General features: G+C 65.2%; 18 protein-coding genes. 7 read left to right on the top strand and 11 right to left on the bottom strand.

The window, feature by feature from the left end:
- Positions 1 to 176 precede the first annotated feature (176 nt).
- Positions 177 to 626 carry an ATP-binding protein gene (locus BJP62_RS13805; RefSeq protein WP_070530469.1) on the top strand — a complete coding sequence of 150 codons (450 nt, stop codon included), beginning with the start codon at positions 177 to 179 and terminating at the stop codon, positions 624 to 626.
- Entirely contained in the window at positions 616 to 1,389 is a 774-nt protein-coding gene (locus BJP62_RS13800) for a tRNA(His) guanylyltransferase Thg1 family protein (protein ID WP_070530467.1), read from the top strand. Before BJP62_RS13805 ends, BJP62_RS13800 begins: the two co-directional genes overlap by 11 nt.
- A 210-nt stretch (positions 1,390 to 1,599) precedes the next feature.
- Here the strand turns inward: BJP62_RS13800 and BJP62_RS13795 are convergent, their stop codons facing one another.
- From BJP62_RS13795 to BJP62_RS13760, 8 genes are all read right to left on the bottom strand, one after another.
- Complete coding sequence (locus BJP62_RS13795; protein WP_070530466.1) at positions 1,600 to 1,866, bottom strand: acyl-CoA-binding protein; 267 nt, start codon at positions 1,864 to 1,866, stop codon at positions 1,600 to 1,602.
- Between the two features lie 130 nt (positions 1,867 to 1,996).
- Positions 1,997 to 3,280, bottom strand: coding sequence for a dihydroorotase (locus BJP62_RS13790; protein WP_070530464.1), 1,284 nt, complete (start codon positions 3,278 to 3,280; stop codon positions 1,997 to 1,999).
- Complete coding sequence (locus tag BJP62_RS13785; RefSeq protein WP_070530461.1) at positions 3,277 to 4,248, bottom strand: aspartate carbamoyltransferase catalytic subunit; 972 nt, start codon at positions 4,246 to 4,248, stop codon at positions 3,277 to 3,279. Before BJP62_RS13785 ends, BJP62_RS13790 begins: the two co-directional genes overlap by 4 nt.
- Before the next feature lie 142 nt (positions 4,249 to 4,390).
- Complete coding sequence (ruvX, locus tag BJP62_RS13780) at positions 4,391 to 4,822, bottom strand: Holliday junction resolvase RuvX (RefSeq protein ID WP_070530459.1); 432 nt, start codon at positions 4,820 to 4,822, stop codon at positions 4,391 to 4,393.
- Positions 4,823 to 5,000: 178 nt separating this feature from the next.
- Positions 5,001 to 5,558, bottom strand: a complete 558-nt coding sequence (locus BJP62_RS13775; RefSeq protein WP_083300926.1) for a YqgE/AlgH family protein — start codon at positions 5,556 to 5,558, stop codon at positions 5,001 to 5,003.
- A 103-nt stretch (positions 5,559 to 5,661) separates the two neighbouring features.
- The gene (gene fba / locus BJP62_RS13770; RefSeq protein WP_070530456.1) at positions 5,662 to 6,693 is read right to left on the bottom strand and encodes a class II fructose-bisphosphate aldolase; all 1,032 of its coding nucleotides are present in this window, start codon (positions 6,691 to 6,693) and stop codon (positions 5,662 to 5,664) included.
- Between the two features lie 221 nt (positions 6,694 to 6,914).
- The gene (locus tag BJP62_RS13765; RefSeq protein ID WP_070530454.1) at positions 6,915 to 7,799 is read right to left on the bottom strand and encodes a hypothetical protein; all 885 of its coding nucleotides are present in this window, start codon (positions 7,797 to 7,799) and stop codon (positions 6,915 to 6,917) included.
- Between the two features lie 103 nt (positions 7,800 to 7,902).
- Entirely contained in the window at positions 7,903 to 9,123 is a 1,221-nt protein-coding gene (locus BJP62_RS13760) for a carbohydrate-binding protein (protein ID WP_070530453.1), read from the bottom strand.
- 259 nt (positions 9,124 to 9,382) lie between these two features.
- Here BJP62_RS13760 and BJP62_RS13755 point away from each other — a divergent pair, with 259 nt between their 5' ends.
- From BJP62_RS13755 to BJP62_RS18120, 5 genes are all read left to right on the top strand, one after another.
- A complete protein-coding gene (locus BJP62_RS13755; RefSeq protein WP_070530452.1) occupies positions 9,383 to 10,597 on the top strand; it encodes an MFS transporter in 1,215 nt (404 codons plus the stop codon).
- A gap of 106 nt (positions 10,598 to 10,703) precedes the next feature.
- Entirely contained in the window at positions 10,704 to 11,738 is a 1,035-nt protein-coding gene (locus BJP62_RS13750) for a hypothetical protein (RefSeq protein ID WP_070530450.1), read from the top strand.
- Between the two features lie 32 nt (positions 11,739 to 11,770).
- The gene (locus BJP62_RS13745) at positions 11,771 to 12,289 is read left to right on the top strand and encodes a GNAT family N-acetyltransferase (RefSeq protein ID WP_070530448.1); all 519 of its coding nucleotides are present in this window, start codon (positions 11,771 to 11,773) and stop codon (positions 12,287 to 12,289) included.
- A gap of 132 nt (positions 12,290 to 12,421) precedes the next feature.
- Positions 12,422 to 12,754, top strand: a complete 333-nt coding sequence (locus tag BJP62_RS13740; protein WP_070530446.1) for a hypothetical protein — start codon at positions 12,422 to 12,424, stop codon at positions 12,752 to 12,754.
- A gap of 239 nt (positions 12,755 to 12,993) precedes the next feature.
- Complete coding sequence (locus tag BJP62_RS18120; RefSeq protein ID WP_083300925.1) at positions 12,994 to 13,698, top strand: HNH endonuclease; 705 nt, start codon at positions 12,994 to 12,996, stop codon at positions 13,696 to 13,698.
- On the opposite strand, the gene BJP62_RS13735 is transcribed toward BJP62_RS18120, so the two are convergent.
- From BJP62_RS13735 to BJP62_RS18730, 3 genes are read right to left on the bottom strand one after another with little or no spacing between them, the layout of a single operon-like run.
- Complete coding sequence (locus BJP62_RS13735) at positions 13,691 to 14,884, bottom strand: AGE family epimerase/isomerase (protein WP_070530444.1); 1,194 nt, start codon at positions 14,882 to 14,884, stop codon at positions 13,691 to 13,693. The genes BJP62_RS18120 and BJP62_RS13735 overlap by 8 nt on opposite strands.
- A gap of 4 nt (positions 14,885 to 14,888) precedes the next feature.
- A complete protein-coding gene (locus BJP62_RS13730) occupies positions 14,889 to 15,869 on the bottom strand; it encodes a LacI family DNA-binding transcriptional regulator (protein ID WP_070530442.1) in 981 nt (326 codons plus the stop codon).
- Positions 15,866 to 18,904 (bottom strand): hypothetical protein, encoded by a 3,039-nt coding sequence (locus BJP62_RS18730; RefSeq protein ID WP_070530440.1) that lies wholly within the window; start codon positions 18,902 to 18,904, stop codon positions 15,866 to 15,868. Before BJP62_RS18730 ends, BJP62_RS13730 begins: the two co-directional genes overlap by 4 nt.
- Positions 18,905 to 18,920 lie beyond the last annotated feature (16 nt).

Here is an 18,920-nt window from a genome sequence, read left to right as displayed (position 1 = left end):
GACGTCCGATTGCAGCCTTGGGGGATAGAATTCGGAAACAGGGAAGCAAAGGCGCGAAATCGCCCGCAGCCGAATCTGATCGAAAGAAGGCATGCCTATTGCTGGGCTTTAGAAAGAAGTAGCTTCGGCGAGGCTGGTTTCTCAACCGTCTGTTATGCCGGAAGAAGGAAAGCGCAGTGGAGCTGATCATTTTTGTCGGCCCGCAGGGGGCGGGCAAAAGTACGTTTTATCAAAGCAGGTTTGCCGATACCCACATCCGCATCAACCGCGACATGCTGAAGACACGCCACCGCGAGAGCCTGCTGTTCCAAGCCTGCCTAGAGATGAAACAGTCGTGCGTACTCGACCGAACCAATCCGACGATCAAGGAGCGTGCGCCCTTCATTCAGACGGCGAAGGCGCAGCATTTTCGGGTGCAAGCCTACCACTTCGTCACCAGCTATGACGCTGCCTTGCAGCGCAACAACCAACGCGAAGGCAAGGCCCGGGTTCCCGAGGTAGGGTTGAAATCCGTATTCAAGCAATTGTGCCCACCAACGCGAATGGAAGGCTTTGACGCCGTGTTCGAGGTGCGTTGCCTGCCCGCAGGGCAATTTGATGTGGTAAGAGTTGACGATGCGATTTGATGAACTCGATAACCAGATGCGGGTCTATGAGACAACCCACGATCACTGTGTATTGCCCGGTATCTATATGGTGGTGCGCCTTGATGGCCGGGGCTTCACTCGCAATACCAAGGATATCTGGCAGTTTGAAGCACCGTTCGACGAGCGTTTTCGCGATCTCATGCTGGAGACGACCAGCCATTTGATGAACTGCGGCTTCAACGTCGTCTACGGTTATACCGAAAGTGACGAGATTTCGCTGCTGTTGCGCCAGGATGAGGATGCTTTCAATCGTAAGGCTCGCAAGTTCATTTCAATTCTGGCGGGTGAGGCCAGCGCGCGCTTCTCGCTTAGCCTTGGACAGATGGCCTGTTTCGACGCAAGGATCTGCGAGTTGCCGAACCGCAATCTGTTGCTGGATTACTTCCGCTGGCGACATGAGGATGCACACCGAAATGCACTCAATGCGCACTGCTATTGGCTTCTACGTAAGCAGGGCGAGTTGCCGAATGTGGCCAGTAATCGGATCTCCGGTATTTCTATAGCGGACAAAAATGAACTGCTATTCCAGAGCGGCATCAACTTCAACGATCTGCCAGCCTGGCAGAAACGGGGTATGGGTGTGTACTGGGAAACCTATCAGAAGCCAGCCGTGAACCCGCAGACCGGTGAGGCGACACTTAGCGGGCCGCGCCGGCGTCTGGCCACCAATCTATCCTTGCCGCTGGGCGATGCCTATGCTGACTTCGTCAAAGGCATGATCGAGGCAGCAACTGTGGTGTAAGTCCATTAAAACCGGCCATCTGGCCGGCTATAGTGGGCTTACCGCAATTTAGCGCTGCAGGGCTGCGATATCGCGGTGCCGAGTGGCTACATGCGGGTGCTTGAGGCTGAGCACGTAATGGGTTGGCACCGGCGCGATGCTGGACCAGAGGCCATAGTGATCGATCAATGAAAAAGCCACGATACGTCGTGGCTTTTTTTTTCGGCGGATTCAGGAATCGTTGCGCTTGAGTTCTTCGACCAGGTCGATGTACTGCTGCTTCGCGCCGTCGCTGCTCACGCCCTTGAGCTTGGCCCAGGCGTCATACTTGGCCTGGGCGACGAAGTTGATCGCGCCGGGACGATCGCCGCTGACGTCGCCTTCGCTCGCCTGCTTGAACAGCGCGTAGAGCTTGAGCTTGGTCTGCACATCCGGTGCATCGTTGAGCTTCACCACTTCATCCTGAGCGGTCTGGAACAGGCTGGCCAGATCGGACATGTAATCTCTCCTCTCAAATTTCAAACACACGTTTGAAAAACAATTCCGAGTATAGCGGGGCCATTGCACGCCGCCAAGCACCGGCGCAAAAACGCCCGTCACCGGGACGGGCGTCTGTTGGTCCGGTCGCTCAGATTGCGTACACGCACTTGCCCTTCACAAAGGTATAGCGCGCTCGGCCCTTCACTTCCATGACGGCAAACGGCGTGTTCTTGCCCTGGCTCTTCAGCGCTTCACGCGTCACCGTCCACGCCTCGTCCGGGTCGAACACGACGAGGTCGGCACGGCTGCCGACGTTCAGGTCGGCGCTGAAGCCGATCTTGGCCGCCGGTACGCTGGAGATCTTCGCCAGCGCGGCCGGCAGTGCGATGCGGTTGCGTTCGGCCCACGCCAGCGTCAGCGGCAGCAGCAGCTCCAGACCGGTGGCGCCGCGTTCGGCCTCGGCGAACGGCAACAGCTTGCCGTCGTCGTCGACCGGGCTGTGGTCGGAGCAGATCGCGTCGATCGTGCCGTCGTTCAGGCCGGCAACGATCGCGTCGCGGTCGCGCACGCCGCGCAGCGGCGGGTCGAAGCGGTAATGGCTGTCGAAATAGCCGATGTCGACGTCGGCCAGATGGACATGGTTGATGGCGACGTCGCACGACAGCGGCAGGCCTTCGCGCTTGGCTTCGCGAACCAGCTCGATGCCGGCGCCGCTCGACAACCGGGCGATGTGCACCTTGCAGCCGGTCGCGCGCATCAGCTGGACGATCTGTGCAATGGCGATCGTCTCGGCGATCACCGGAATGCCGGTCAGCCCGAGCCGCGACGCGTATTCGCCGTCGTGGGCAACGCCGTCATTGACGAGGCTGGCCTCTTCCGGACGCAGCCGCAGCTCGAAGCCGAACGTTGCCGCGTACTGCATCGCCCGGTACAGCACCTGCAGGTCGGCGATCGGCACGTCGCCCTGCGAGAACGCGACGCAGCCGGCTTCGCGCAGCAGCGCCATCTCGGTGATTTCCCGGCCCTTCAGGCCAACGGTCAGTGCGCCGACCGGATAAAGCCGCGCCAGATCGTGCTTGCGTGCGCGCTGGCGCAAATTCATCACCAGACCCGGTTCGTCGAGCGGCGGATCAGTATCGGGCGGGCAGACGATGCTGGTCACGCCGCCGGCGACCGACGCGGCCATTTCGCTCTGCAGCGTCGCCTTGTACTCATTGCCCGGCTCGCGCAGCCGCGCGCACAGGTCAACCAGCCCCGGCGCGACGACGAGGCCGCTGGCGTCGATGTCGAGTTCGGCCACGAAACCGGCCGGCGCGCTGCCGACGCCGACGATCTTGCCGCCGGCCAGATACAGATCACCCTGCGTATCGGTGCCGTGCGCCGGGTCGATCAGGCGGCCATTGCGGATGACGGTGTTCTTGGTCTCGATCATGCTTGCGCCCCCCGGCCGCGCTGGTTTTCGGAAACGATGGCCATCACCGCGGTGCGTACGGCGATGCCGAAGGTCACTTGCGGCAGGATCACCGCCTGCGCACCGTCGGCAACCGCCGAGTCGATCTCGACGCCGCGGTTCATCGGCCCCGGATGCATCACGATCGCATCGGGCTTGGCCAGCGCGAGCTTTTCCGGCGTCAGGCCGTAGTACTTGAAGAATTCGTGCGTGCTCGGCAGGAAGGCACCGCTCATCCGCTCGTTCTGCAGCCGCAACATGATCACGACGTCGACGTCCTTCAGCCCCTCGGCCATGTCGTGGTAGACGTGGGCGCCCAGGCTTTCCATGCCGGTCGGGATCAGCGTCTTCGGGCCGATCACGCGCACTTCCGGGCAGCCGAGCGTCGTCAGCGCGTGGATGTCCGAGCGCGCGACGCGCGAATGCAGGATGTCGCCGACGATGGCGACGCGCAGCCTGGTGAAGTCGCCCTTGAAGTGGCGGATCGTATACATGTCGAGCAGCGCCTGCGTCGGGTGCGCGTGGCGGCCGTCGCCGGCGTTGACGACGGCAATGCCCGGTTTGACATGCTGGGCGATCAGGTGCGCCGCGCCCGATTGCGCGTGGCGCACGACGAAGAGGTCGGCGCCCATCGCCTCGAGGTTGTGGATGGTGTCGAGCAGCGTCTCGCCCTTGGCCGTGCTCGACGCCTGGATGTTCAGGCTGGTGACGTCGGCCGACAGCCGCTTGGCGGCGATCTCGAACGTCGTGCGCGTGCGGGTGCTGTTCTCGAAGAAGAGGTTGAACACCGAGCGGCCGGCCAGCGTATCGAACTTCTTGTTGCCGGCCTCGCCGGCGGCGACGTATCCGGCGGCGCGGTCGAGGATCTGGGTGAGGATGCGCTTGGGCAGCCCCTCGGTCGTCAGCAGGTGGATGAGCTCACCCTGCGCATTCAGTTGCGGGTTGTACATGATGCTCCCTGGAAGATGGATGCGATAAAGCCACGCCGCTGCGGCGGCCGGACGGCGCGCTGCGGGAGGAATGCGGGAAAAATCCGGGCCGGCTGGCCCGGCAGGACAGGAAGATGGGCGATGGTGCCGTGCGGGCGCACCGCTACCGCGCCCCGCCCTGTTCGGCCGCTTGATCGAAATGGGCCTGCAGGATCTGCATGGCCGCGACCTGGTCGAGCATCGGCTTCTGCCGGCGGCCGCGCAGGCCGGTGTCGTCGAGCGCCATCGACGCCGACTTCGACGTGTAGCGTTCGTCGACCAGCGTAACCGGCACGCCGAAGCGCCCGGTCAGCCGGTTGGCGAACTTGCGCGCCAGCCGGCTCGCCAGTTGCTCCTCGCCGTCGAGGCCGAGCGGCAGGCCGACGACGAACAGGCTGGGCTGCCACTGGGCAATCAGTGCTTCGATGCGGGCAAAGCGCTTGTCGGTTTCGACCGTGGCGATGGTTTCGAGCGGATGAGCGATACCGAGCTCGGTACTGCCCATGGCGACGCCGATACGCGCCTCGCCGAAATCGAAAGCCAGAATCGTGCTCATGCTTTTGGGCTCATCCGGACGGGCCGGTCGGACTCAAAATTCGTCGAGCCGACGTAGCGAGCGGGCGAAGGGCAAGGCGCAGCAGCGCAGCAACCGGAATGGGCATATGGCCCATGAGGATTGCGAGCAGCGCACGACGCGGGCCATTCGTCCGCGCAGTAGTCGGATCGGCGAATTTTCATGCGTGCCCGGCTTCGTCTGACAGCATCGCCACATCGATGCCCAGCAGTTTCAGCGCAGCGTCGTAGCGCTCCTCGGCCGGCAGGCCGAAGATGATTTCCGGATCGGCTTCGACCGAAATCCAGCTGTTCTGCGCCATCTCGGCCTCGAGCTGGCCGGCTTCCCAGCCGGCATAGCCGAGCGTGACGAACATTTTTTCCGGGCCGCCGCCTTCGCCGACGGCGAGCAGGATGTCCTTCGAGGTCGTCAGGCCGATCTCGTCCGACACCGACAGCGTCGACTGCCACTCGCCGAGCGGCGTGTGCAGCACGAAGCCGCGGTCGGTCTGCACCGGGCCGCCGAAGCACACCGGCAGTTCGGCGACATCCGGGCGGTGCAGCTCGACCTCGATCTGCTCGAACAGCGTCGTCAGCGACATGCCGACCGGGCGGTTGACGATCACGCCCATCGCGCCCTTGTCGTTGTGGTCGCAGACGTAGGTCAGCGTCCGGGCAAAGATCGGGTCTGCCAGCGAGGGCATCGCGATGAGGAAATGGCGGGACAGGTCGAGGCTCATGCTGTCGATTATCGCACAGCACGTAAGGACACGCAGTCCGCAAGCGGCGAATGGCCGCCGCGCCGGCGCGGGCTTGCACCCGCGCTGCGCTATCCGGCGACGGTCAGGCGGCCAGCTGGATCACGTTGTGCTTTTGCAGAAATCGCGACGCCTGGCCGGCCGCGCCGAAGGCGACGTAGCGGTCTTCGCAAACCTTGCGCATTGCGGCGATTGCCGGCTTGAGGTAGGCGCGCGGGTCGAAATCGGCCGGATTCAACGCGAAGTGCTTGCGGATCGCGCCGGTCATCGCCAGCCGCAGGTCGGTGTCGATATTGATCTTGCGGACGCCGAAATAGATCGCTTTCTGGATTTCCTCGACCGGCACGCCCCAGGTCGGCTTCAGCTCGCCGCCGAACTCGCGCACTTCGGCGAGCAGCTCCTGCGGCACGCTCGAGCTGCCGTGCATCACCAGATGAGTGTTCGGAATCGCGATATGGATCGCGCGGACGCGGTCGATCGCCAGCACGTCGCCGGTCGGCGGCCTGGAGAACTTGTACGCGCCGTGGCTGGTGCCGATGGCGATCGCCAGTGCGTCGACGCCGGTCGCGGCGACGAAGTCGCGCGCCTGCTTCGGGTCGGTCAGCAATTCGTCGTGCGAGAGCTTGCGGTCGGCGCCGACGCCGTCCTCGGCTTCGCCCATGCCGGTGTCGAGGCGGCCCAGGCAACCGAGCTCGCCTTCGACCGAGACGCCGCAGGCGTGGGCCATTTCGACGACCTGGCGGGTGACGCCGACGTTGTAGTCGTAGTCGGCCGGGGTCTTGCCGTCGGCCATCAGCGAGCCATCCATCATCACGCTCGAGAAACCGAGCTTGATCGCGGTCATGCACACGGCCGGGCTGACGCCGTGGTCCTGGTGCATCACGATCGGCAGATTCGGGTAGCTGGCGACGGCGCCCTCGATCAGTTGCTTGAGGAAGGTCTCGCCGGCGTACTTGCGGGCACCGGCGCTCGCCTGCAGGATCACCGGGCTGTCGGTCGCGGCGGCGGCCTGCAGGATCGCCTGCACCTGTTCGAGGTTGTTGACGTTGAACGCCGGGACGCCGTAACCGTTTTCGGCGGCGTGATCGAGCAGGGGGCGTAATGCGACGAGGGGCATGGGGTCTCTCCGGTGGCGGCGGCTGGCGCCGTGTTGCATTGCATCACACGCACTTTAGCCTTCCGTCCGCCGCGCTCCCAATCGGGATATTCGGCATTCGGGATACGCCCATTCGGGAAAGCACTGAAACCAGTCGTTGGGTTTACGACCGGTTTCTCCGCGAGAAAATCCCCGTCTGATCAATGCCTTGCCGCGGCCACGCCGCGACCGGAGCAGACCAGCTACTGCGCCCTTGCCGGCATCACCTCGTAGCGCGCACCGCCCATGCCGTCGGCGGTGAAGGCGATATCGACCGGGAAGGTCTTGCCGCAGGCGGCGAACTGCCATGTCTCCTGCCAGTGGCCGGTGATCAGCTTGTAGCGCACCGGCGGCTTGAATCCGAGCGTCAGGTACTGCGCGCCGGCGAGCGGCGCGGCAATGCGCACGTCCTTGAGCGCCAGGTTCTCGTCGATGCACTTGGCCTTGCGCGCCGCCGCTTCGAGCTGCTGGCCCAGCGTTGCATCGCGGATCACGTCGCGGCGCAGCTTGAGCGAGGTCAGCGAGTCGGTGGCCTTGAGCGGCACCAGCCAGTCCTTCTTGTCGGCCTTTTCGAACCACATCGCCACTTCCTCGCGCGGCACGCCGTTGACGCTGCCGGCGAGCTCCTGCGCCACCGCCTGCACCGCTTCGGGCTGGCCGGCCTCGGCCGCGCGCCACAGCCATTCGGCCGCGCGACGGTCATCGCTGCGCGCCGACATCGGCCGCGCCGCCAGCGCCTTGTAGCGCTCCGGGTCCAGCTTGCCGTCGGGCTGCACCAGCCCGGCGGTCACCCGCGCCGCGAGCGTCGCCGACAGCAGCAGCTGCGCATCGACATTGTCCTTTTCGGCCAGCGGCGTCAGCAGCCGGATGGCCGCGTTGCTGTCGGCCTGCGTACCGAGGCCGCGCTGGTAGAGCTGCGCCAGTTGCAGCCGCGTCCAGTCGCTTGCGCTGCCGTCCTTGACGTCGGCGCTGGCCGACGCGAACGCCAAGGCGTAATCCTGCTTGGCCAGCGCTGCTTCGATGACGCTTTCGGCGGCCTGCGCCGTGACGCTCGCGCAGCACAGTGCCGCGATGATCCATTTCTTCATGCCCCATCCTTGCTCGGCGACCGCGGGAGCGGTCCGATGAAAAACGCCGGTCCGGGCGCCCGTTCAAGGCGTCGGACCGGCGTCGATCATAACCGAGCCGCTCCTACTGCGTGACCAGCGGCAGAGAGACGCGCATCGGCGCCGGATAGACGCGACCGTCGGCGTAGGTGATCTTCACGTCGATGCTGTTGTTGCCGTCGGGCAGCGGCGGCAGGATGACCGCGCCGTAGCGCTTGCCGTCGAGATCGTGCCGGACGCGCAGGATCCGGTGGACGACGACGCACTGGTTGCTCGGATTGCCCCAGTCGCACGGCTCCATCTCCGCGGAAGCATCGAACACTTCGCCATCGAAATACGGCTGGCCGTTGATCGTCACGGTCACCCGCTTCATCCATGCATCCGGGTGGTCGACCCGCTGCTGCAGGTAGACGGACGTCGGCCGCTTCTGGTCGTCGAACAGCAGGTCGATGATCGGCCGCTGGCCGGGAATGGCCATGAAGTCGCCCTGCGCTTTCAGTTGCTCGTCGATCCCGCCGGCGATCTCGACCTCGACCGGCTCGCTCAGCCGGCAGTCGCCGGTGTTGAGCGGCGTGATGCTGCACAGTTCGACGCGGAAACGGTGCTTGCCGGTCCACAGGCCGCGGAAGGTGTTGGCGTGGCGATAGAACGGCGGCTGGTGCACCGCCAGCCACTCGGGATTGCCGCCGGCGATCGCGTAACCGTCGTCGTAGACGTGCCAGTCCTGCGGGGTCTGCCAGTTGGTCGACTGCCAGTTGAAGCTGACGCTGTCGCCGCTGACGACCGGCGCCTCCAGCACCGCCAGATTGGTCGGCACGGGCGCCGGCGTCGGTGTGAGCTGGCAATCGCCGGGGATCGACGGATACGGTGTCGGTGCCGGGACCGGCGTCACCGAACCGGTCTTCTCCCACGCGCCCCATTCGCTGCCGCCCGGCACCTCGTTCTGCGTCCACCACTTGGCGCGGTAGCGGTGGCCGGCATGCACCACTTCGTCGCCCTGCTGGTAGACGTTGCTGGCCGACCATTCGAGCCCGCGGTTCTCGAGCCGCCATGCGCCGCTGGTCCCGCCGGGCGGATCGTTCTGGGTCCACCAGTTGGCGACGTAGACCTTCCACTGATAGCTGACACGCGCGCCGGCCTGGTAGGCGACATCCGGATACCAGTTGGCCTGGACCGGTGCCGGTGCCGGCGCAGCGAGCGGCACCGGCGTCGTCTGGCCGGGGGGCGGTGGCGAACACGCCAGCGCCGGCGGTGCGCCGAGCATCAAGGCCAGTAACGCCGGCGACACTAGCGATTGCGGTTTCATTTCGTCTCCTCGTTGTTATCCGGCCGTCATGGCCGCAATCAATCTCGGATGGCGGAAATCCGCAGCGCAAAAAAAAGCCGGCGCGCGGCCGGCGCGGGCCGAGGGACGGCGGCGGCCGGATCGCGGACCATCGCGCAAGGGCGGCGACGCCGCGGCCGGCGGGCACTTTGCCGACCTTGTCGCACGGCACGGGCGGACCATTGCGCCGGGCCGGTCAGGTTTAGAATCCGCGCTTTGAAACGCCCGCTTTCCCTTTTCCATGACCGACGCTCCGCCGCTGCTGCGCAACCGCAACTTCCTCTTCGTCTGGCTGGCCAGCATCCTCGGCAACCTCGCGCTCGCCGTGGCGATGCTCGCCGAGACCTGGTACGTGGTCAAAACGCTCGGCGCCAAGGAGCAGCTCGGGCTGGTGATGATCGCCGGCTCGGTACCGCGGATCGCGCTGATGGCGATCGGCGGCGTCGTCGCCGACCGGATGCGCCGCAGCCGGATCATCTCGTACTCGCTCGGCCTGCGCGTGATCGCCGTGCTGTCGCTGGTCGTCCTGCTGCACCTGGGCATGCTCGACATCTGGGCGATGACGCTGTTCGCCTTCGCCTACGGCGCGCTCGACGCGTTCTTCTGGCCGGCGCGCGATGCGCTGCTGCCAGGCATCGTCGCCGAGCGCGACCTGATGCGCGCCAACTCGATCATGCTCACCACCAACCAGATCGGCCTCGTCTTCGGCCCGGTGCTCGGCGGCGTCCTGCTGGCCACGCTCAGCTACGAATGGGTGTTCACGCTGACCGCCGCGCTGCTTGCCGCCGGCGTGTCCTTCACCGTGCTGGTGCGCGAGGCGCCGGTGATACCGCACGGCGTGCGCCGCCATGTGCTGACCGAGCTGAAGGAAGGACTGCAGTACGCGCTCAAGACACCGGCGCTGCGCTCGCTGATGATCATCTATGCGATCGCCAACCTGCTGTTCATGGGGCCGCTGGGCCTCGGCATCCCGATCGTCGTCACCGACCATCTCGACGGCCAGGCCAGCACGCTGTCCTACCTGCAGAGCGCGATGGCCGCCGGCATGGTCGTCGGCGGCACCGTGCTGACGCTGTTTCCGCCGACGAAGAAGCGGCTGATGATCATCGTCGTCGTGATCGTGCTCGAAGGCATCGTGCTCGGCGCGCAGGCGTTCACCGGCTGGGTGCCGCTGGCGATCGCGCTGCAGTTTGCGCTCGGCATGGGCGTGGTCGCCAACAACGTGCCGATGATGTCGGTGCTGCAGCAGTACACCGAGCGCAGCAAGATCGGCCGGGTGATGAGCCTGAACACCATCGCGTCGATGGGGCTCTCGCCGATCTCGTACGCAATGGTGACCGCGCTGCTGGCGCTGCACGTCGACATCCGCATCATCATGCCGGCGTTCGGCCTGACCATGGCCGTGCTGATGATCGTCATCGCCGCGCGCACGCCAACGGTACGGACGCTCGACTGACGGCCCGACGGCATGGCCGCGCGGGCGCCGGCGGCAGGCATGCTGCACTGACGCCGGCCGGCGCAGTGGGTATGCTGACCGTTTTCTGTCACGGAACGCTTAACCCATGTATACCGACGACGATCTGGCCGATGCCGTTTCGGCCGGCATCCTGAGCGACGAAACGGTCGCCGCCTTCCGCGACCACGTTGCCGCCCGCCGGCAGACGCCGGTGGCCGACGAGGAACAGTTCCGGCTGATCACCGGCTTCAACGACATCTTCGTCGTCATCGCCTGCGTGCTGTTGCTGGTGTCGGTGTCGTGGATCGGCGGCGCCGCCGCGCCTGTGCTCGGCTCGCTCGCCGCCGCGGCCACCGCGTGGGGGCTGGCCGAGTACTTCGTGCGCCAGCGGCGGATGGCGCTGCCGGCGATCGTGCTGCTGCTCGCGTTTGCCGGCAGCGTGTTCTCGGCCGGATTGAACCTCGCCGTCCCGGCGCTTGCCGGCAATACCGTCGAAGGGATGATGCGCCACGCGCCGGCCACCGCCGTCGCCCTGGCCAGCCTGCTCACCGGCGTGGCAACGTGGCTGCACTGGCGGCGCTTTCAGGTGCCGATCACCATCGCCTGCGTCGCCGCGGCTGCGGTCGGCTGCGTGCTGTCGCTGCTCGGCACCGTACTGCCCGACACCGGCCACTGGTTCACGCCGATGCTGCTGCTTGCCGGCGTTGCCGTCTTCGCCTTCGCGATGCGCTGGGACGCCAGCGACACCACCCGCCAGACCCGCCGTTCCGACGTCGCCTTCTGGCTGCACCTGCTCGCCGCGCCGCTGCTGGTCCACCCGATCTTCCTGTCGCTCGGCGTCACCGACGGCGACGTCGGCGCACCGCAGGCGATCGCCGTCGTCGTGCTCTACGTCGGCATCGCGCTGGTGTCGCTGTGCATCGACCGCCGCGCGCTGATGGTCTCGGCACTCGGCTACGTGCTGTACGCATTCAGCTCGCTGCTCGAACAGTACGGCGTCGTCAGCCTCGGCTTCGCCACCACCGCACTGTTCATCGGTTCGGCCCTGCTGATGCTGTCGGCGTTCTGGCAGCCGAGCCGGGCTGCGTTGATCGCGCGACTGCCGGCATCGCTGCAAGGCTGGCTGGCGCCGGTCCGTTAACCCTTTTCACCTTTCCCACCCGGAACCATGCCATGACCACGACGATTCGCCGCCTGACTCCCGCCGATGCGCCGCGCTATCAGGCACTCGGGCTCGCCGCGCTGCGCGACACGCCCTCGGCCTTCGGTTCAAGCTACGAAGCGGAAAAGGACCGGCCGATCTCGGAAGTCGAAACCCGGCTCGCACCGGCCCCCGATCGGGGTCTGTTCGGCGCCTTCGACGGTGACGCGCTGGTCGGCACCGCCGGGCTGGGCCGGGAAAGCATGACCAAACTACGCCACAAGGCCATCCTCTGGGGCATGTACGTTGCCCCCGGCTACCGCCAGCGCGGTCTGGCCGGCGCACTCGTCCACGAAGCGATTGCGCTGGCAAAGTCGGTCGACGGTCTTCGCCAGATCAACCTGAGCGTCAACGCCGGCAATGCCGCAGCGCTTCGGTTGTACGAATCGGCCGGGTTCGAACGCTATGGACTCGAGCCGGATGCCTTGCTGGTCGATGGTGAACGGCACGACGAGATTCTGATGCGGCTCGCCTTGCATAGCGACGCATAGCAGCATGTTGGGCTTCGTTCATCCAGCCCGACGACACGCAGCCGACTGGTGCCGGTCAGACAGCATTTCATTCGCTCATGAAACGGAAAGCGAGCAACCCTCTCCATAACCATCAATCCAGATGGATGAATCATGAAAAAAGAATTTATTGAAATCGGGGCTATGCGGATTGATCTGGCTGACATTAGCGCCGTGTGGGTTGATCAGAAATCAACCGGGCTGAAAAGTGAAACCAGCTCCGAGGATCACTATATTGGCAGCGCGTTTTCCTTGTTGATTGCCGGCTTGGTGAGTGCTTATTTAAAGAGGCGAGAAGACAGGAAAAACGCGGGGAAGAACATATACATATTGAATGTAGTGGTAAACAATGGCACGACGTATCGATTTGATTCGAAGGGCATCGATATTCCGGAAATACTGAAGAACTTGGCCTTGAAGTCGCGACTCGCTCTCTCTGCCCGGTGATTGACTCGATCCATGGTTCTGCGGAGTAAATTCAAAACGCATTCCGCCTGGGCCGAGCTTGCGAACTCCGACCTAACGGCTTGAATCGGACGCACAGTAGATTGAGCTTCATTTCACCCAACCCAATTTACGTGCTGCATAATCAGGCTAACAACGGTGGGCGCGCCAATGCACAATCAATGCGCAAAGGGTAAAAACGGAACAATTCAAAATCGTTCCGTCTAGTGGAGGACTAGGAAATGACGTTTCGTGATTGGTTAGCACAAATCGGGCTATCTGAATCTTCAATTCAAAAATATTCAGGCGCACTCAATGGAGCAATTAGCGAATGGGCCATTCAAAACGGAATACTTTTTGGCCCATTTTGTTCCTTAAACAACAAATCCACATTCGACAAAAAAGCTGAAGAAATTTCTGCATTGCCTATTTTTATTGAGCGTAACAAGCGCGGCAACAATATGTACAGCAGTGCACTCAATAAGTACTCAACGTATCTTGAAGCGGGCTTTGAAAATGACGTCGAATCGGACATAGATCAGATCATTTCCGACGCATCCACGACCGCAACAGAAAAAACGAGCCTCATCAAATCAAGGGTCGGCCAGGGGATTTTTAGACAAAAATTAATTGGCTACTGGGGCTCCTGCGCCGTAACCAAAATGAAAGATACAAACTTTCTCATTGCGTCTCATATCAAGCCATGGCGAAGCTCTGCCAACGATGAACGTTTAGATGTATTCAACGGTCTATTGCTGACACCCAATTTAGATCGAGCCTTTGACAACGGATTTATTACTTTTGACAAAAATGGCTACATCTTAATTTCACCGCAACTAACCAAACCGGAACAACTGGGAATTAATTCAAATTTACATATACAACTTGCGGAAGGTCACGAGAAGTACATGACCTTCCACCGTAATTTCGTTTTCCGGACTAATTAATCACGGAATTCAACACCTCGTAACACGCCCCCATCGTGTGGTAATCAACCTTCCCGGCCGGGCTTTTCTCGTCGCTGTATTTGCCGTTGTCGGCACGCAATATCCGGTACCAGCCGCCGTAGCGGTGGTCGACGAAGTGCTCCCACGAATACGCCCACAGCCGCTGATAATCGTTCCAGTAACGCGCATTGCCGGTGCGCGCGCCGAGCAGCGCGGCGGCGGCGAGGCTTTCGGCCTGGACCCAGAAGTACTTGTCGCTGTCGCAGATTTCGTTGTCCGGGCCGAAGCCGTAGAACAGACCGCCGTGCTCGGCATCCCACGCGCGGTTCATCGCCGCGTCGAACAGTGCTTCGGCGCGCGGCAGCAGCCAGTGCTGCGGGCGGTGGCGTTCGAGGATCAGCAGCAGCTTGGCCCATTCGGTCAGGTGGCCGGGCTGGTAGCCCCAGGGGCGGAAGATGTTGGTCTTGTCGTCGCGGTTGTAGTCCCAGTCGACCTGCCAGCCGGCGTCGTAGTGCTCCCACATCAGCCCGTGCGCCAGCGCGGCCTGCCGCTCGGTGATGTTGTGCGCCAGCAGCTCGGCCCGGTCTAGATAGCGCGTTTCGCCGGTGGCTTCGAACGCGGCCAGCATCGCTTCGCAGGCGTGCATGTTCGCGTTCTGGCCGCGATAGGGCTTGAGCTGCCAGTCCGGGCTCGCCTCGTCGGCGTACAGGCCGTGCTGCGGCTCCCAGAAGCGCGCCTCCATCAGATCCCACGTCTCATTCAACCAAGCGCGTGCCTCGGTCACGCCGGCCATCAGCGCGTGCGAGTACGCGAGCAGCACGAAGGCGAGGCCGTAGCAGTGGTTGGTCGCGTCGTCGACAGCCTTGGCACCGCTCCGCCACTGCAGCTGCCAGGCGTAGCCGCCGGTGGCCGGATCACGGTGCGCGTCGCGCAGGAAGGCGACGCCGTGGCGCACGCCATCCAGATACGCCGGATCGCCAAACTGCCGGTAAGCCATCGCGTAGTTGAAGACGAAGCGCGTGCTGCTGACCAGATGGCGTGTGTGCGCGTCGTAGACGCTGCCGTCGTCGCGGAAGAAATGGTAGAAGCCGCCGGACGGGTCGATGGCGCGCGGGTGGTAGAACGCCATGGTGTGGCGCACGTGGTCGAGCAGGACGGCAGGATCGCGGAAATCGGGCAGGTTCATCACGTCACTCCGGGGTGGATGCGGTGGTCGTGCGGACGATCAGCGACACCGGCTGCAGCCGGTTGCCCTCGCCCGCCTGGTTCAGCAAGAGTTCGATACCGGCGCGGCCGAGTGCGGCCTTGTCGACGGCCAGCGTCGTCAGCCCGGCGGCTGCGGCTGCGGCGATGTCGTCGAAACCGATGACGGCAATGTCGTCGGGTACGCGCAGGCCGGCGTCGCGGCAGACCTGCAGCGCGACCAGCGCCGCCGTGTCGTTGTAGGCGAATACCGCGTCGGGCGGCATGGGCAGCGCCAGCAGCTCGCGCATCGCTTGCGCCGCGCCGGTGGCGACGTCCAGCCCCGGCGCGATCAGCGCTTCAAGGCCCGGATCGGCGAGCACGCCGGCGTCGAACAGTGCCTGCCGGTAACCGCGTTCGCGCAGCCGGATCGAGTAATGCGCGAGCGGGCCGGACAGGAAGGCGATGCGCTTGCGGCCGGCAGCGAGCAGATGCTGGGTCGCGACATAAGCGCCCTGCTGGTTGTCCGGGTTCACCGCCGCCAGCCCCGGCGCGCACAGGTCGGCCAGTGCCAGCGGCTTGCCGAGCCGGGCGATCGCGTGGATCAGTTCGGGCTCGAAAAAGCCGACGCACAGCAGCGCGTCGGGCTCGCATTCGAGCACCTGCCGCCGCACCGGCCGGCTCAAGCCGAGCGAGCGCACCTGCAGCGCGATGCCTGCCTGCGCGCAACGGGCGCGGGCGCCGTCGAGCAGCGCGGCATAGAACGGGCTGTCGGCCGGATGCTGGCTGTGCAGCAGCACGAGGATGCGGCGAACCGGCTCGCGCTTGAGCCGGCCTGTGTCGTAGCCCAGCTCGGCAGCCAGTTGCAGCACCCGGTCGCGCGTTTCGGCGCTCAGCCCCTGCTGGTGCTTGAGCGCCCGCGACGCCGTGCCGACCGACACACCGGCGGCAGCGGCGAGTTCGCGGATACTGATGCTGCGACGGCTCATGCCACCACGACCGGATGATTGCGCAGGCTGCCGACGACCGCGCCATCGTCGTCGGTGATGAAGAGCTGCGCCCGGCCGGCGGCCAGCGTGCTGCGGTAATCGCGGCCGGTCGCAAGGTCGTGCCACGCCAGTTGGTGATCGCGCGCCGCTTCGGATACGGCGATCCACAGCACCCGATCAGCAAACGCCTGACGGTGCAGCGCAACGCCCTCGGGCGCGCTACCTTGCCAGCGCCACGGCAGCGCGACGCCGGCACGGGATAGCGCGTGCAGGTACAGCGCGTCGAGCGCGTCGCTGCGCTGGTTCAGTTCCAGCGGCAGCGGGCACCACAGCAGCCGGCCGCGGCCCATGGGCCGTTCGACCAGCGCATCGCCGTCGCCGCGGCTGAGCCGCGCGATCGCTTCGCCGCCGAAGCTCGCGCGCCAGCGCTGCTCGTCCAGCAGCAGCGTTTCCTCGCGATTCAGGTTGCGCGTGGCCGCACCGGCGAGGCGGTCCGTCGACCGCCAGTATTCGTCCAGATCGGCCGGGCCGGTCAGCAGCACGGTGATGTCGTGTTGCGCCAGCAGCGATTCGAGCGCCGCCCACGTCTGGCGGTTGAGGTTGTGCGGGCTGGGCAGCAGGATCAGCTTCGGCGGGTTGGCAAACAGGTCCGACAGGTCGTGATCGCCGACGGCGCGTAGCGGCAGGCCGAGTTCGAACAGCGTGCTGCGCACCAGCGCCTGCGTCGCGTCGAGCGTCGAGCGCCGGTTGCTGTAGTCGTTGCTGAACGGGTAGACCACCGCGACGTCGGGCAGCTGACGCTCGGTCAGCTGCGCGCCGTGGGCGCCGAACAGCGCGCCGAAGGCGGCGGTGACTTCGGCCTCGGGCTTCATCGAGCCGTCGGCACGGCAGGCGCCGATGTGCGACTCGTTGATGTTGTCCATGTGGTAGTTGATGTTCCAGATCCAGTGCACCGCACCGGCGTTGCCGAAGGCGTAAGACCACGCGTACTTGCGTTCGAGCAGCGCGAAGAGCTCGGCCTCGCTGCGGCGCGAGCGGCCGTCCGGACGCTCGACGTGCATGATCCCGGTCTCCTGCACCACGTTAGCCTTGTTCGGCGTCTTGCTGAACAGGCTGTCCCAGCCCAGTGCATCGTTCAGCCACCAGCTGTGCACCGTGGTGTAGTCGACCGCGTCGGCATAGAAGAACGGCGACGGCCGCTGCTGGCCCAGCGCCTCGTCCTGGCCGACACAGACCAGCGCGCCCGGTGCGGCGTGACGGATCGTCTGCGCCAGATCGGCCGCCCATTCGGCATGGGCGTGCTGGGTGAACAGCGCGTAGTCGAGCCAGATGCCATGCTGCTTCGGCAGGATTTCGGTGGTGTTGAAGCCGACCTCGTCCGGTTGCGGCGGCCGCAGCGCCGACCAGTCAGGCAACGCTGCCGGACTGACGTCCCACGCGGCCTGCCAGTGGGCGAGGTCCGGATTGCGCGCCTGCAGGTAGCGGCGGAACGCCCCGGCTTCGAACGCGTCACCGAGCGAGCGCGGGCCGACGAAGATGCGTGCCGGGTCGAATAGCGACGGTTCGTTGATCAGGTCCCAGTGCACCCGGCGGGTTTCGGCGTGGCGGCCGACGATGGCGCGGATGAAGCGCTTCTGCGCCGCGCGCGAACGCGGGTCGAGGTAGGGGTTCTTGCCTTCCCACGCCTCGGGCGTGAATGCGAAGAAGGTGAAGCAGCATTCCAGATCGTGCTGCGCGGCAGTGTGGATGAAGGCGTCGATCGCGCGCAGTGCGGCCTCGTTGGCGTGACCGTCGACGAACATCAGCTGCCGCCATGCGCTCCACACCCCGGTGCGCAGGTAGTTGACGCCCATGCCGGCCAGCGTCGCCATGTCGGCATCCCAGACGGCGACATTGGGCAGTTGCAGGAACTTGCGGTGCACGTCGCTCGCCATGTACGTCATGCCGACCACCGGCATGGGCTTGCCATCACGCATCAGGTAGTCGCGGCCGGCGGCGAGGCGTTCGCCGCGCGCCAGCAGCGCGTCGTCGCGCCCCCAGAAGCCCTGCTGCAGGTGGACGGTGCCGCCGCCGTCGTGATGCAGCGCGGCGCCGATCCGGTACAGGCCCGGCCGCACGGTGTCGGGCAGCGAAATGCGCAGCGACGCAGCGCCGTCGTGCATATCGAGATCGAAGCGGCCGCCGAACACCGGTTCGTCGCCCAGCGACACCTGCAGCGCCAGTTGCCAGTGCCGCGACGGCGTTGCGCCGAGCGCCTCGCCCTGCACGGTCAGGCTGACGGTTTCGCCGGGGTAGTAGCACGCGTAGTCGGGCTTGATCCACCACTCGGTGACGCCGAGCGCCGCATGCGCGACCAGCGCCAGCAGCGCCGCCACACCGCCGTTGTCCCAGAACGCCGCGTCGGGCTCGATGTTCGCGAACACCTGCCGCGAACCGGCCGCCGGGCCGCGCAGGCGTTCGATCAGCACCACCGGGCTGGCGATCGCATGGCCGTCCGCATTGCGCGCGCTCAGCAGCGGGTAGATCCGCGCATCCATCGGCCCGGCCGAGCCCGAATCGAGCGGCTGGTCCTTGTCCCTGGTCGGCATCAACACGAAGCCGTCGGTCGACGCCGCCGGCGAGAACGCGGCCAGATGGTCGGCGAGCCAGCGGTACTCGGTGCCGGCAGCGAGCGACACCGCGCCGCCCGCATCGACGGCGAGCATTTCGTGGATGTCGAGATCACGGAACAGCGCCGCCTGCTCGACCACCGTGCCGTCGGCGTCGACCGGGCGCGAGAACGGCTGCCGGCCCAGCGTCACCAGATGACCGCCACGCGCGACGAAGCCGCACAGCGCCGGCCACGCCGCGCGCGGCACGTGGGCACCGTGCAGGTGCAGCAGCACGTCGCCGGCGCCGGCCGCCGCCAGCGCCGCGGCAAGACCGCCGGCCGCCGTCGTCGCGCCGAGCGCGGCCAGGCTGCCGCTGTCGGGCCGGGAGCCGGGTCCGCTTCCGGAAAAGGGAAACGACGGGTCGTAGAAGACGATATGGGCCATGGCAACCTCGCTGGTG

The sequence above is a fragment of the Jeongeupia sp. USM3 genome (assembly GCF_001808185.1).
Taxonomy (GTDB): domain Bacteria; phylum Pseudomonadota; class Gammaproteobacteria; order Burkholderiales; family Chitinibacteraceae; genus Jeongeupia.
This window is presented reverse-complemented; position numbering and strand designations above follow the sequence as displayed.